The sequence below is a fragment of the Staphylococcus sp. LKG4-2 genome (genome assembly GCF_050955665.1).
Lineage (GTDB): Bacteria > Bacillota > Bacilli > Staphylococcales > Staphylococcaceae > Staphylococcus > Staphylococcus saprophyticus.
This window is the reverse complement of record NZ_CP194532.1, coordinates 612,241-626,471: the sequence shown is the minus strand read 5'-3', so window position 1 is coordinate 626,471 and position 14,231 is coordinate 612,241. Positions and strand designations below refer to the sequence as shown.

Annotated in this window: 13 protein-coding genes and 3 pseudogenes; 6 read left to right on the top strand and 10 right to left on the bottom strand. The window is 32.7% G+C overall.

All coding sequences use genetic code 11. The features are described from left to right. Positions 1-37: 37 nt before the first annotated feature. A complete protein-coding gene (locus tag ACM6UH_RS02870; protein ID WP_011302356.1) occupies positions 38-376 on the top strand; it encodes a PRD domain-containing protein in 339 nt (112 codons plus the stop codon). After that, positions 300-719, top strand: a pseudogene (locus ACM6UH_RS02865) (family 1 glycosylhydrolase); the annotation flags it as partial. The gene ACM6UH_RS02870 and the pseudogene ACM6UH_RS02865, both read left to right, overlap by 77 nt. A 40-nt stretch (positions 720-759) precedes the next feature. On the opposite strand, the gene ACM6UH_RS02860 reads toward ACM6UH_RS02865, so the two are convergent. From ACM6UH_RS02860 to ACM6UH_RS02835, 6 genes and pseudogenes are all read right to left on the bottom strand, one after another. Next, positions 760-1,419 (bottom strand): NAD(P)H-dependent oxidoreductase, encoded by a 660-nt coding sequence (locus tag ACM6UH_RS02860; RefSeq protein ID WP_037537761.1) that lies wholly within the window; start codon positions 1,417-1,419, stop codon positions 760-762. Between the two features lie 92 nt (positions 1,420-1,511). Further along, positions 1,512-2,318, bottom strand: coding sequence for a Cof-type HAD-IIB family hydrolase (locus ACM6UH_RS02855; protein WP_002482337.1), 807 nt, complete (start codon positions 2,316-2,318; stop codon positions 1,512-1,514). A 257-nt stretch (positions 2,319-2,575) separates the two neighbouring features. Continuing rightward, the gene (locus ACM6UH_RS02850; RefSeq protein WP_011302353.1) at positions 2,576-3,106 is read right to left on the bottom strand and encodes an NAD(P)H-dependent oxidoreductase; all 531 of its coding nucleotides are present in this window, start codon (positions 3,104-3,106) and stop codon (positions 2,576-2,578) included. A gap of 104 nt (positions 3,107-3,210) precedes the next feature. Continuing rightward, a pseudogene (locus ACM6UH_RS02845) lies at positions 3,211-3,354 on the bottom strand (helix-turn-helix transcriptional regulator); the annotation flags it as partial. 119 nt (positions 3,355-3,473) lie between these two features. After that, positions 3,474-5,003 (bottom strand): annotated as a pseudogene (locus ACM6UH_RS02840) (sodium:solute symporter). Between the two features lie 25 nt (positions 5,004-5,028). Further along, positions 5,029-5,910: an N-acetylneuraminate lyase gene (locus ACM6UH_RS02835; RefSeq protein ID WP_047504589.1), complete on the bottom strand. Its 882-nt coding sequence runs from the start codon at positions 5,908-5,910 to the stop codon at positions 5,029-5,031. 260 nt (positions 5,911-6,170) lie between these two features. Here ACM6UH_RS02835 and ACM6UH_RS02830 point away from each other — a divergent pair, with 260 nt between their 5' ends. Continuing rightward, positions 6,171-7,043, top strand: coding sequence for an ROK family protein (locus ACM6UH_RS02830; RefSeq protein ID WP_047504592.1), 873 nt, complete (start codon positions 6,171-6,173; stop codon positions 7,041-7,043). A gap of 84 nt (positions 7,044-7,127) precedes the next feature. Here the strand turns inward: ACM6UH_RS02830 and ACM6UH_RS02825 are convergent, their stop codons facing one another. Continuing rightward, a complete protein-coding gene (locus ACM6UH_RS02825; RefSeq protein WP_047504595.1) occupies positions 7,128-7,925 on the bottom strand; it encodes a MurR/RpiR family transcriptional regulator in 798 nt (265 codons plus the stop codon). A 165-nt stretch (positions 7,926-8,090) separates the two neighbouring features. Here ACM6UH_RS02825 and ACM6UH_RS02820 point away from each other — a divergent pair, with 165 nt between their 5' ends. Beyond that, a complete protein-coding gene (locus tag ACM6UH_RS02820) occupies positions 8,091-8,759 on the top strand; it encodes an N-acetylmannosamine-6-phosphate 2-epimerase (RefSeq protein WP_047504598.1) in 669 nt (222 codons plus the stop codon). A 76-nt stretch (positions 8,760-8,835) separates the two neighbouring features. On the opposite strand, the gene srtA is transcribed toward ACM6UH_RS02820, so the two are convergent. Further along, positions 8,836-9,435, bottom strand: coding sequence for a class A sortase SrtA (gene srtA / locus ACM6UH_RS02815; protein WP_011302347.1), 600 nt, complete (start codon positions 9,433-9,435; stop codon positions 8,836-8,838). Positions 9,436-9,657: 222 nt separating this feature from the next. On the opposite strand from srtA, the gene ACM6UH_RS02810 reads away from it, so the two are divergent. Both ACM6UH_RS02810 and ACM6UH_RS02805 read left to right on the top strand, forming a co-directional pair. Then, positions 9,658-10,149, top strand: a complete 492-nt coding sequence (locus ACM6UH_RS02810; protein ID WP_011302346.1) for a GNAT family N-acetyltransferase — start codon at positions 9,658-9,660, stop codon at positions 10,147-10,149. Between the two features lie 100 nt (positions 10,150-10,249). Continuing rightward, entirely contained in the window at positions 10,250-11,419 is a 1,170-nt protein-coding gene (locus tag ACM6UH_RS02805) for an ArgE/DapE family deacylase (RefSeq protein ID WP_047504601.1), read from the top strand. 189 nt (positions 11,420-11,608) lie between these two features. On the opposite strand, the gene ACM6UH_RS02800 is transcribed toward ACM6UH_RS02805, so the two are convergent. Next, positions 11,609-12,283, bottom strand: coding sequence for a haloacid dehalogenase type II (locus ACM6UH_RS02800; protein ID WP_011302343.1), 675 nt, complete (start codon positions 12,281-12,283; stop codon positions 11,609-11,611). 874 nt (positions 12,284-13,157) lie between these two features. After that, on the bottom strand, positions 13,158-14,228 hold the full coding sequence (locus tag ACM6UH_RS02795) for an NAD(P)-dependent alcohol dehydrogenase (protein WP_011302342.1): 1,071 nt from the start codon (positions 14,226-14,228) through the stop codon (positions 13,158-13,160). Positions 14,229-14,231 lie beyond the last annotated feature (3 nt).

The following is a 14,231-nucleotide window of genomic DNA, read 5'->3' as shown; positions in this document are numbered from 1 at the left end:
TATTCAGTTACCTAAAGATGAGGCTGGATTTATTGCTATGCATATTGTCAACGCAAGTATGGATGAAAATATCGCAAATATATATGAAATCACAAAGATTACCAAAAGTATTTTAGATATTGTGCGCTATCACTTTAATTTACACATTAATGAAGATGCCCTAAGCTACTCCAGATTTATGACTCACCTCAAATTTTTCAGCCAAAGGTTAATTAACCATGAGTCACTAAACGAAGTGACTGATGAATCATTGCTACAAGTATTGCAACAAAAACATGTGAAATCCGATGCATGTGTAGATAAAAAATCCTTACTTAGAAGCATCCGATTGGGGCTGGCAAATCGATTCAATTGGACTCAGAGTCGTCTTAAATGAATTGTGGGACCGTTATAATAAACCGTTATTCATTGTTGAAAATGGGTTAGGTGCAAAAGACACTATTGAAGATGGCCAAATTCATGATAATTATCGCATTGATTATTTACAAAAACATATTGCTGAAGCAAAAAGAGCCGTTGAAGATGGCGTTGATTTAATGGGTTACCTTGCATGGGGGCCTATTGATTTAGTATCAATGTCAACGAGTGAAATAACTAAACGCTATGGCTTCATTTATGTAGATCAAGATGATTACGGTCAAGGTACTAAAAAACGTATTAAAAAAGATTCTTTTGACTGGTATAAAGCTTTAATTCAATCGAATGCACGTGATTTATAATATAAAAAGCTTGGTGCAACTGCACCAAGCTTGTCTTCATTTATTCTAACCATTCTACGATATCATCTTGTGTTTGGCGTACTTTATCTTTCGGTTCCGTTTCTCTATAACCAAAAGCCACCATAACAGATGGCGCAAAATGCGCTTCGTCTATAATGCCTTCATCAGTTAAAAATTGTGTGACCGCATCTAAATCAAAGCCTTCTATTGGACATGAATCGATATTTAATAATGCTGCACTTGTCATCATGTTACCCAGTGCAATATAAGTCTGTTTTCTCGCCCAATCTAATAAAGATTGGTCATTGTCATTAATGTGAAAGTTAGTTTGAAAATCATCAAATTTCTTTTCTGTAGCTGGAATGCTCGCTTCACTATATTTTTTTACATTTCTTATCATATGTTGTACGTAATCTGATTGTGAAGTTACATTTTTGCGTGCTAAAATTAATACAAAATGACTTGCTGTATCAAGTTGCCCTTGTGCACCCCAACTGATTGCTTTAAGTTTATCTCTAATTTCACGATTTTGAATAACTACAAATCTCCAAGGCTCTAAGCCTAATGAACTGGGTGAAAGTCTCCCCGTTTCTAAAATTGTATTAAAATCACTCTCTGAAATTTTTTTGTTTGCATCAAAGCGTTTTGTTGCATGTCTAAAATTAAAAGCATCTAAAATCGTTTGTTGCATTTGAGTCATCACTTTTTGAAACCTACCTTTCAAATTAATCATTTATATATGTAGTATAGCTATTTTGAAATTCGTATTAAAACAATATGTTTATAACACAATCAAATCGGTTTGTTTAATACTTCGGATTCAATCACGCTTAACACACCTTGCTTATCATTTGAGGGTGCCACATGTTTTGCTGCTTCAAACAACGAATGATCTTCACTATTCTCCATCACATAACTATGCTCGGCTAATAGCAACATATCTAAATCATTATTTGCATCACCAAATGCCATTAATTCTGACGCGTCGAGTTGCCATGTGTTCAATAAACGTTTTAATGCGTTCCCTTTTGTTACACCAGGGATAATGATATCAATACTATCATGTCCACTAGATACAAATTCTAACTTACCATTAAAACGCGCTTTAAGATCCTCATCAAGTGTAGGATGCGTCTCACGATTTATGTTAAATGCTATCTTCACATACTCATCTTCGGGTAAGTGTTGTAAAGAATGAATTTCTTCTAATTGACGATAATAAAAATGTGCATCTTTTTTAAACGACTCAGGATTTTCCTTTAAAATATAGGCACTACTTAATCCGCATACAATTAAGTTATTGATACCTCTTTCAATATTTAAATAATCTACCACTTGCTGATAAAAGTCTCTATCGAATGTTTGATAATCATATAATTTATCCCCTTCATAAATAACCGCACCATTTTCTGCCACAAAGTACATCGCTCGTTCTCCGAAAATTGATTTCAATTTCGCATATTGGTTACCACTAGCAGCTATAAACTTAATCTGCTGCGTTTTTAATTGCTGAAATATACGTTCAAATCGTTCTTCATCGTATGTTTTTTGCGTATTTAAAAATGTACCATCCATATCAACTGCAATTGCTTTTATCATAGTGTCCCCTCAAATCTTTAAATTTATATGTTTATCTATTATTATATCGACATTGTAGTTTGATTCAAAGTAAATCCCTTACATAATAGCTGAATTCATAAAAAAACAGAGTCAAACAGCAATCCCTTTTAATAAGATTTCGCTTGTTCCACCCTGTAGGTATGAACCCATATTATAAATACCTATACTTTACCGCTTCAATTTAATCATGTTAAATATAACCATAAACGAAAAAATTTGTCTTAGATTATCTTTAATTACTTGTTTAATGATTGAATAAAGTTCAAATAATCTTGCGTATTCTCTTCTAATTGACTAGGCGCAATAGTAAATGCACTGTATAGCTTATGCGCACCAACATAGTTTGCAGATACAAATCGTGTCGTTGCAATCATCGGACTCACTAATTCATCAATTGTAAATTTCACATTACCTTCTGGTGTATAGGCTTCTGCTATTGACCCAATAGAAATCGCCAATCCTATATTCTTTCCTTTTAAGGCGTCTCCTTTAGAACCATATGCCCAACCATGTGTAAAGACTTCATCTAAGTACTGTTTCATTAATGGTGGAGAACTATACCAATATAATGGATATTGAAAAATAATATGATCATGCGCTTCTATCAGTTTTTGTTCTTTTTCGATATCAATTTTGCCATGTGGATATTCTGGATAGATTTCATGTACTGTGACAGACTCACCTATCTTAGAAAGTGCATCTCTCCAATGCTTATTCACAGTTGAATTGCTAATATCTGGATGTGCAATAATGACTAATGTAGACATTTGGTCAGTACCTCACTTTTTTAAATTTAATAAGTATATATTAATCGCATATGACTCAAATTGAAAATTTTTTGCCTAATTTAACTAAATCTTTTTAAAATTATTTAATTTTTCATATTTATTTCAAAAAAAAGTTCATCTACTGTCACATCAAATAACTTCGCGAGTTTAAATGCTAATGACAATGAAGGGTCATATTTAGCATTTTCTATAGCATTGATTGTTTGCCTAAAAACATTTAATTGCTTAAAATCCCTTAAGAAACACCAACTTCCATTCTGTCTAAGCTGTTAACAAAAATACATTAATATTTTTGAAATTAATAAAAAGCTTACCAGTGTGTACTACACTGATAAGCTTTACTTATCTATTTCTTCACATGTATTTTAGAAACGTAATTTGATTTTTCTTTAATATCAAAAATAGTTAAGCCAACAATATCTTTTTTCTTACCAGGTATTACAATACTGATTAGATAAGAGAAGATAAATGCAACTAGGAATGAAATAATGGATACAAAGAATGGCGAATTGCCACCGCCAATACCATTGAAGATATAAGCGAAGATAATACCTAACGCCAAACCGCATATAACGCCTAGGGTATTTGTTCGTTTCGTAAAGATACCTACAGCAAATACACCCGCCAATGGCACACCTACAAGGCCCGTAATTAATAGGAATAAATCCCATAAGTCATTAGAATCTGAAGCAATTAAGTAGATAGACATACCAAATCCAAATAAACCAGAAAGTATAATCATCCATCTAGCAAAAGTAACTTCGTCTTTCTCTTTACCTTTACCGAAAAATCTATGTTAGATATCGACAGATAAACAAGCTGAAATTGAATTTAAGCTTGATGAAATTGTAGATTGTGCAGCTGCAAATATTGTTGCAATAAGTAATCCGGCAATAAATGGTGGCATTTCTGTCAGTATGAAATAAGGTACAATCGATGATGTATTAAAACCTTCTGGCAAAGCACTTTCATGTGTGTAGAAGGAATAAAGCATTGTCCCCATACCATAAAATAATGGGGCTGAAATCAATGCCAAAACACCATTCATCCATAATGATTTTTTCGTTTCAGACATGGATTCAGATGCTTGATAACGTTGTACAACATCTTGACTTGCAGTATATTGATGCAAATTATTAAATATATTCCCTAAGAAAATAATAGGAATTGCTGCCGCGGCAGTATTAAACTTCCAATTATCTGCACTGATTAATTTTTTATGATCTAGCGCGTCCGTCACTACAGTTCCCATACCACCTTTGATATGTACAATACCCAAGATAATGATTGCTGCAGCACCACCTAATAGGATGACCCCTTGAATGAAGTCACTCCATACCACACCTTCAAAACCATCAAGGAATGTATAAAGAATACACAATATCCCTACTAGACTCGCTACGACATAAGGATTTAAATCAGAAACCGCAGTAATCGCTAGCGTCGGTAAATAAATCACAATAGCTACCCTTCCTAAATGGAACAATACAAATAGCAACGACCCAATCACACGGACACTCGGCCCAAATCGTGCTTCTAAATATTCATAAGCTGATGTCACCTTTAATTTTTTAAAGAATGGTACATAAAAATAAATTAACAATGGAATAATAGCTACAATAGCGATATTGCCAGCTATGTAAGACCAATCTGTTAAAAATGCTTTTTCTGGTGTCGACATAAATGTAATCGCACTTAATGTCGTTGCATAGATAGAGAACCCAACTGCCCACGAAGGCAAACGGCCACTAGCTGTAAAGAAACTATCTGTGTTTTGACTTGCTCGTTTTGTAAAATACGCACCCACCAATAACATTAATACGAGATAAACTATTACAGCTACCCAGTTCCACGTCCCAAAACCTACTTGTTGCATTTACTTCATCCCCTTACGCGATGTCTTATAAATTATAGTCTTTAATCAGTTTGTCTAATTTACTTCTGTTTGCTTCGTTAAATGGTTTAAATGGACGTTTAGGTACGCCGCCGTCAATACCACGTGATGCTAAAATCTCTTTTAACGTAGAATAAATCCCCATAGATAATACATTTTCGATAATATTATTGGTTTCGTGTTGAATTTCATAAGCTTCCGCAATATTGCCATTTTGCGCTTTTTCAAATATTTGTCTTGCACGCACACCATTGACATTATAGGTTGAACCAATTGCACCATCTACGCCTGATACTGCTGCTTGAACTAACATTTCATCAAATCCTGATAAGATTAATTTATCTGGAAAAGCTTTACGAATTCTTTCTAATAAGAAGAAGTTTGGCGCTGTATACTTCACACCAATGATTCTTTCATGGTTGAAAAGTTCACCAAATTGTTCAATCGAAATATTTACACCCGTTAAATCTGGAATTGCATAAATAGTTAAGTTATTTTGTGTAGCTTCAATAAGTTCAAAATAATAGTCTTTAATTTCTTCAAATGAAAATGGATAATAGAATGGTGTGACTGCAGATATCGCATCATACCCAAGTTCTGTAGCATACTTACCAAGTTCAATCGCTTCATTTAAGTCTAATGAGTCAACTTGCGCAATCATTTTCACATCGTCATTGACCGCTTCTTTTGCGACTTTGAAGACTTGTTTCTTTTGTTCTTTACTGAGCAAGAAATTCTCACCTAAACTACCATTAACATATAAGCCATCTAATTTTTCTGTCTCAATCGCATTTTTGGCAATTTGTGCTAACCCTTCTTCTTTCACTTGTCCATTTTCATCAAATGGTACTAATAATGCTGCATATAATCCTTTAAATTTATCTTCCATGAAATAAACCTCCGTTTGCTTTTATGAGTATTTTTCTGTTAAAAACCCTGTGTTCCTTTATCCAAGTTGAAAAGTGTTTGTTTAATACTATTTACAGTTCAAACTGTAAACGCTACCATAAAGTGTATCAATAGCATTTCGAAAAAATTCATCATTTATACTAAATTTCAATGAAAATATTTTTCAAAGTTATTATAGCTACACTTTTAAATTTAAAAATGATACATATATATTTGAATACATTACAGGAGGCAATATAAATGACGGATTATAAAGTCGCAATTGATATCGGAGGCACTGATATCAAAGCTGCTGTTTTAGATAACGGCTTAAATTTTGTAGATTATCAAAAAATACCCACACCGAATAATACCAATGAATACATCGTTGACAAAGTTTATGACATTGTTAAACATTTTCAAATGACCTATAAACTTTCACCACTGCATGTAGGCATTTCCAGCGCAGGTGTAATAGATGAAACCAATGGCGTGGTTGATTATACTGGCCCTACCATTCCTAATTTTAGGGGCACAAATTTCCCCAAACTGTTAGCATCACTCAATGCGGATGTCAAAATTTACAATGATGTTAATGCGGCTTTATTAGGAGAACTTTATTTTCATCAATATGATGTAGATAACATTTTTTGTCTTACTTTGGGAACTGGTATTGGTGGTGCTTTTTATAATCAAACTTTAGGTTTATACAATGGCACACGTCATCGTGCCAATGAGATTGGCTACCTACTATATCGCTCTGAAGATCAATTAACATTTGAACAACGCGCTTCTACTACAGCACTTAAATTTTTAATGAAATCCAAATCATTCCCTTATAGCGATGATGTGCCAATGCTATTTAAATTGGCGGATCAAGACAATGAACTCGCCTTAGATATTCTAAATGAATGGAGCTTTAATGTTGCAGAAGGCCTAGCACAAATACAAATCATGTATGATCCTGGTTTAATTCTGATTGGTGGAGGGATTTCTGCTCAAGATCAAACTTTACTTAAATATATCGTTCCTAAAATTCAGAATTTCCTTCCACCTGAATATGGTCATGCCGAAATTAAAACGACACACACTAAGAATCATGCTTCACTATTTGGTGCAGTTTCACAATTTTAATAATTAAAAAAAACGCACTTTATCAAAACCAAATATGGTTTGATAAAGTGCGCTTTTAAGTAACAACATCCTACATATAAAATGCTATTCATTCAGCACAGTCTTTTTCGTATGTTGATAGACATTATGCATATAATCGTCATCTAACAGTAAATAACTTACAATATCTATTAAAAAAAGTGTCGCTATTTGTGTATTGATAAATCTTGAATCATTGATTCTTGATTGAGCCGTAGTAATTAATACCAAGTCTGCACATTCCGTCAATGTACTACCTTCGTAATTTGTTATAGCAACCACATAGGCCCCACGCGCGTGTGCCACTTCAGCTGCTGCAATTAACTCAGCAGTTTCCCCACTATTTGAAATGGCAACAAATGTATCAGAAGTTGTTAATAATGATCCAAATATTTTCATTTGATGCGCATCTGTCGATACACTACCTTTTAATCCCATGCGCATCATTCTGTAATAAAACTCTGTCGCAGATAAACCAGAACTACCTAAACCCGCATAAATAATTTGTCTACTTCTCATGATTTGATTTACAAAACTTTGAATTTTTTCATCAGATATAAATTCACCAGTTTGTTGGATAATATCTTGATGATATTTATGAATACGCTGAATCAACGGACTATTTTCTATCACTTTATCCGTCATTTCTTGCTGTAAATTAAATTTTAAATCTTGGAAATTATCATAGTCTAATTTATTACTAAAGCGCGTAATCGTTGCTGGCGATGTTCCAATCGCATGCGCCAATGAATTGATTGTTGAAAATGAATCATCAAAATGATTACTTTGAATATATTCAACAATTTGTTTGTCTGTTTTTGTAAATAAATGATGATAGCGTTGAATGCGATTCTCAAATTTCATATAATCCCCTGCTTCCAAATTTTGATTTCATTATATTATAAATGAAAATGTTTTTCATAACAACGAAATGTATTGATTAATATTTTCTTGTGTTATATTGAAAATACAAATCTAATACAATATAAATATTCAATTAAATCTACTAAAGTTATGGAGAGTGCAATTATGTTACCACAGGGATTAATCGTATCGTGCCAAGCATTACCAGATGAACCATTACATTCATCTTTTATTATGTCTAAAATGGCCTTAGCAGCATATGAAGGTGGAGCCGTTGGTATCAGAGCGAATTCTAAAGCAGACATTATTGAAATCAAAAAAGAAGTCGACTTACCAGTAATTGGAATAGTAAAACGTGATTATGCGCATTCTGACGTTTTCATCACGGCTACAAGTAAAGAGATCGATGAATTAATTGAAAGTAACTGCGAAGTCATCGCATTAGATGCAACCAAACAAACTCGTCCTAAAGAATCATTATCAGAGCTTGTATCCTATATAAGAAATAAAGCACCAAACGTTGAAATTATGGCGGATATTTCTACACTTGAAGAAGCTAAAAATGCAGATGAACTTGGTTTCGACTATGTCGGCACTACGTTACGTGGGTATACGTCATATACAAAAGGTCATATTTTATATGAAAACAACTATCATTTTTTAAAAGATGTCTTGGCTCATGTAAATGCTAAAGTCATTGCTGAGGGTAATGTAATTACACCTGAAATGTTTAAAGATGTAACAGATTTAGGTGTTCATTGTACTGTTGTAGGTGGCGCGATAACAAGACCGAAAGAAATCACAAAACGTTTTATCAATGCTTTTGATAAATAATACAATAAAAAAGACCTTATCTTAAGAATGATCTGTATCGTGTCATCATTTCTATGATAAGGTCTTTTATTTAAACTTATACCGCTTCAGCTATAAATATTTTACGATCTTCCCAAGTATTTGTTTGTTCATTATAGTTGTCACAAGTAATTAACGTTAATTGTTTTTTACTAGACTTGTGTTCATCTAAAACTTGCACATCTTCAGGTTTGACATCAAATATTTTTGTGATTTTATAGACATTGTTCTTATTGCCTACTTTAAAGCGCACTTCACTGCCTTTTTTCGCTTCTTTTAAATTAGAAAATTGATAATCAGACGATCCGATATTAGTATGACCAGCAATGGCAATATTCTGATCATCTAGCGACTCATCCGCTTCTGCAAAGCTAACACCTCTATCTAACAGCTCAGGCGTTGCCGGTCCTGGATAAACAGGAGTCTTTATTTCTGCATCTGGGACTGTTAAGTATCCCACCATCTCAGATTTATCTTTTGGAATTTCCTGTTTGTTTTCTTTTTTATTTGCAGCATCTTTATCATACGTTTCTATTTTTTCTTCGCTTTCTTTTTCATGTAAATACTGGTCAATATGCGGTTTAGCGAATAAATAAATCGCTGCTAATATGAATAGCACACCAATTAAGGTAATGAGTCGATTCCCCCATTTTTTCATACACGTGTAACTCCTTTTCCAAATCATCTTTTCTTCAAATATTATAAATAAGTATAGCACAACTTATAATGTATGATGTACCTTAATCTAACTATACCAAAAGAAGTATAATGCTACTAAATGTTAACTTTTATAACATACATTTGCTAAATTTTGCACTGAGGTATTTAATGATTTTATTATTTAATTTGAAACATAGTAAAAACAAAGGATGGTCATATAATGATAAGACATGCTACTAAAAGTGATTTGCCAAATATTTTAGATATATATAATGATGCAATTTTAAATACAACTGCAGTATACTCGTATAAGCCACAGACCTTAGCATCACGTGAAATTTGGTTTGAAAATAAATCTCAAAATAATGAACCTATTTTTGTTTTCGAAGAACAAGGTGAAGCTGTTGCATTTGCTACTTATGGGTCTTTCCGTGATTGGCCTGCATACCAATACTCAATTGAACATTCTATATACGTAAATGAACATCATAGAGGTAAAGGCATCGCTTCACAACTACTCAAACAACTTATAAATCATGCTCAGGTTGAAGGTTATAAGACACTCGTTGCAGGTATTGATGCTACAAACGACAATAGTATTTATTTGCATAAAAAATTCGATTTCCAACACTCAGGTACGATACAAAATGTTGGTTATAAGTTCGATAAATGGTTAGATCTTGCATTTTATCAACTTGACTTAAGCAAATAAAACACGTCATTACGACATCAACTCACTTCTCCTATGCGTTTTAAAAATGCATGTTAGTGGTATATATTACTGTATATATATCAATTGAAAGAGTGTTTACATGTCAGTATTATCTAATGAAGAACGCGTGAAAATATTATCAGATATCATTGAAATTCAATCCGTAAATGAAAAAGAGTTAGATGTTGCACATTATTTACAAAAACTATTTAAACAATATGATATTAATTCCGAAATATTAGAATTAGAAGATGAATCTTCACGTGCAAACTTGGTGGCTGAAATTGGAAGTGGCAAACCTGTGGTTGGAGTTTCAGGACATATGGATGTCGTTACAACAGGTGATACAGAGCAATGGAACTATGATCCATTTAAATTAACAGAAGATGATCAGGGTAGATTACACGGCCGTGGTTCTGCTGATATGAAATCAGGGTTGGCAGCACTCGCTATTAGTTTAATAGAAATTAAAAAAGCAGGTACATTAAATCAAGGTACCATTCGCTTTATGGCCACTGCTGGTGAAGAAGTAACGAGTAATGGAGCTGCTTTATTGCATGAAAAAGGTTATATGGATGACGTTGAAGCATTATTAATTGCTGAGCCTTCACAAGATGGTATTGTTTATACTCACAAAGGTACGATGGATATCCAAGTGATTTCAAAAGGTAAATCCGCACATAGTTCAATGCCAGAACTTGGATTTAATGCTATTAATCCACTCGTTGATTTTATTCACTATTTAAATGTTGAATATAATAAAGTAGATGTTCGTAGTAAACTTTTAGGTACACCTACAATGAATTCAACGATTATCAATGGTGGCGATCAAGTGAATTCCATTCCTGAATACGCAGAATCATTATTTAATATGCGTACCATTCCTGCATATGATAATAAAAAATTCGAAAGCTTATTCAACAGTATAAAAGAAAAAGTAGAAAAAGAAGATAACGCCGATATTACTGTTAATCCTTATGTTAATCGTGATCCAGTATATACGACTGGTGACAATGAATTCTTAAAATCAGCAAAATCTTTAGGCGATGAATATTTCAACAGAGATTTAGATGTTACGTCTTCTACAGCAACTACTGATGCGTCTTATTTAATGAAAGATAAAGGTGAAGATTTCTCATTTGTTATGTATGGTCCAGGTGAAACAGGACAAGCGCATCAAGTTGACGAATATGTATATAAAGATACGTACTTAACATTCATTGATCTTTACACACAAATGCTTCCACAATATTTGAATGACTTTAAATAATCTAATATATTGTTTTTAATACAAGATGTACTAAAAGAGCTTGGGACACAAATAAGTGGCTCAAGCTCTTTTTCTATTTGGCAATGGGTATAGAGTTTATTTCTTCTTCAGTCAATATTAAATTCACTTATAACAACTATCAACATAAAGTAATCCAAAATTTTCACTAAACTTCACAATGTTATTTTATTATTTATTCATTTCTAACCATTTAACTAACTCATTAAGATTGCTCACAGTCATCGTAGGAGATTGGCCATTATAATCGAATTGTACTTTGTCACGATTTATCCAAACGGTATCAAAACCAAAGTTTGCAGCACCTGTAATATCCCATGAATTTGAGGAAACAAATAAAATCTCTTCTCTAGTCAAATGATAATAATTTAATATTAAAGCATAGCTCGCAGGACTTGGTTTATACTGTTTAATTTCGTCCACACTCATGACAGTGTCAATATATTCACTGATTTTCGAATTATCAACTAAAGGCATTAACATGCTATCATTACCATTCGATAGCACACCTATATCTATATTTTTAGCTTTTAAATCCGAAAATACTCTTGGTATTTCTTTAAAATAGTCTAGATCTAAAAAAGCATCAAACAATTGATTAATATCTTCTCTATTATATTGTACTTTGTGTTCATCTAACGTATATCGCAAAGCATCTTTAGTTAAATCATCAAAAGTGATATAACGTTGCATAATTTGTTTTAAAAACATATGTTGTAATTGTGTTTTTCTCCATAATTGTGAGATAGAAGATGCTTGCGCTTCATCAAATTGGTCCATATGCTTTTCAAGTGAAGATATATCAAAAATAGTGCCATACACATCAAAAATAATCGCTTTATACATCATTAACCTCCCCTTCATCCAAAAATCAAACTTACTTACTATTTATCACCAATTTAATCAATCAAAACCGTTTTTACTCAAATTCTATATATAGCTTACTAAACCTAATTAATTAAATTTTTTAATGTCTTCAATCATTCGATTCATATAAACACTTTAATTATAGTTAACATGCTAAATATTAAGAATTTTTAAAATTGCACCTATGCAGATTATATAATCTTAAAACGGTTATAGCATAGTAAAAAGGAGGCTGGTTGATATGAAAAAACTTTTTCTGGTAGATTTATTAAACTTGTTCTTCATAGCACTGGGTTATTTAATAATCATTGCAATCCTACTATTTTCATTCGACTTACTTGAAATTTAAACAACCGGTTCTGTTTTTCTAATGGCCCTGAGTCAGATTACTTTTGTTAATATTTTTAGTAATTCAGTATTCAATGGATTATTCACTTTATTTTTAATCATTTCTTCTCTAATCTTCATATATAAATCAATCGCTTTATATATATAAAGCAAATAAACGTGCACTTAATGATAATGCGACGTCATCATGAATACTTTATAGCAGTAATTAGTATTTATCGCAATTAAAATCGTTTTATCTTTAAAATTTTTTTGATTTAATATTGTAAAGATACATTATAAGTTATATAATATTCATATAGAATGTGTGTGTTTATATCGAGGCTTGTGATGTGCCGTTAATTATCATAGTTATATTCCATTCCCAGAATTAAACTTTATGCACCCATTTTAATCTATGATATAAAACTACATTCTTAAAATGTGCGCTTAATTGTGTGTGCATTAAAAAGAGAACTAAAGTCACATTCAGGCTGTGACTTTAGTTCTTCTATTTATAATCAATTTATTCAGGTTTACCATTAGGATAAACCATTACTTTTAATGATCCACTCTTATTCGTTCTCGCCTGTTCCATCGCTTCTTTTGCCTCATTTAAATCATAAGCATCCGTGAACATCGTGTTTAAATCTGCTGATGTGGACGCCAACATTTCTAGACCCATATCATACGTATTTGCGTATCTAAAAATACCTACAATATTGATTTCATGATTTGCTATAAAAGGAATGTTTAACTCAATATTTTCTTGTTGAGGTAAACCAACAATAGCTAATGTACCACCATTGTTTAAAGCAGCTAAAGCATTTTGTAGAGCAATTGGGTTACCCGCTGTCTCAAATGCATAATTAACACCTTTACCTTTTGTAATTTCATTAATTCGTGTAGCCACACCTTCTTCTTTAATATTAATTGCATGTGTTGCACCTAATTTTAATGCTTCGTCTAGACGTATTTTTTCAAGATCAGATACAATAATTTTTGTAGCACCAAATGCCTTGGCTGCCACAACTGCCATGAGCCCTACTGGTCCCATTCCCATAATAACCACTGTTGAGCCTGGTTGAACATTGGCTCTTTTACAAGCTTGCACACCTACAGAAAATGGTTCATTAAGGGTTGCCTCTTCGTATGATAATGCTTCTGGTATATGGAATAAAAAGCCCTCAGGATGGCTGATATATTGACTAAATGCACCGTCAACTGGCGGTGTTGCAAGAAATTCTACATCCGGACATAGATTGTATTTTCCTGATTTACAATACTCGCATTCACCACAAGGCACACCAGGTTCAATCGCTACTCTATCCCCGACTTTAAATCTTGTTACATTACTACCTACATCGGTCACTACACCTGAACACTCATGTCCTAGAATGAGAGGTTTTTCAACTACAAATTCACCTACACGTCCGTGCTCATAATAATGTACGTCTGAGCCACATACCCCTACAGCCATCACTTTTACCAAGACATCTGTTGCGCCTATCTTCGGCACTTTAACTTCTTTCATTTCCATATCAAATGGCTTATTTAATAATGAGATATTCATTGTTTCTGGTATATTTTTTTCCATAAT

Bases quoted from the DNA above. Each gene is read 5' to 3' on its own strand.
- ACM6UH_RS02870 (WP_011302356.1), top strand. From the start codon at position 38: ATGCATATTGTCAACGCAAGTATGGATGAAAATATCGCAAATATATAT.
- ACM6UH_RS02860 (WP_037537761.1), bottom strand. From the start codon at position 1,419: ATGACTCAAATGCAACAAACGATTTTAGATGCTTTTAATTTTAGACAT.
- ACM6UH_RS02855 (WP_002482337.1), bottom strand. From the start codon at position 2,318: ATGATAAAAGCAATTGCAGTTGATATGGATGGTACATTTTTAAATACG.
- ACM6UH_RS02850 (WP_011302353.1), bottom strand. From the start codon at position 3,106: ATGTCTACATTAGTCATTATTGCACATCCAGATATTAGCAATTCAACT.
- ACM6UH_RS02835 (WP_047504589.1), bottom strand. From the start codon at position 5,910: ATGGAAGATAAATTTAAAGGATTATATGCAGCATTATTAGTACCATTT.
- ACM6UH_RS02830 (WP_047504592.1), top strand. From the start codon at position 6,171: ATGACGGATTATAAAGTCGCAATTGATATCGGAGGCACTGATATCAAA.
- ACM6UH_RS02825 (WP_047504595.1), bottom strand. From the start codon at position 7,925: ATGAAATTTGAGAATCGCATTCAACGCTATCATCATTTATTTACAAAA.
- ACM6UH_RS02820 (WP_047504598.1), top strand. From the start codon at position 8,091: ATGTTACCACAGGGATTAATCGTATCGTGCCAAGCATTACCAGATGAA.
- srtA (WP_011302347.1), bottom strand. From the start codon at position 9,435: ATGAAAAAATGGGGGAATCGACTCATTACCTTAATTGGTGTGCTATTC.
- ACM6UH_RS02810 (WP_011302346.1), top strand. From the start codon at position 9,658: ATGATAAGACATGCTACTAAAAGTGATTTGCCAAATATTTTAGATATA.
- ACM6UH_RS02805 (WP_047504601.1), top strand. From the start codon at position 10,250: ATGTCAGTATTATCTAATGAAGAACGCGTGAAAATATTATCAGATATC.
- ACM6UH_RS02800 (WP_011302343.1), bottom strand. From the start codon at position 12,283: ATGTATAAAGCGATTATTTTTGATGTGTATGGCACTATTTTTGATATA.
- ACM6UH_RS02795 (WP_011302342.1), bottom strand. From the start codon at position 14,228: ATGGAAAAAAATATACCAGAAACAATGAATATCTCATTATTAAATAAG.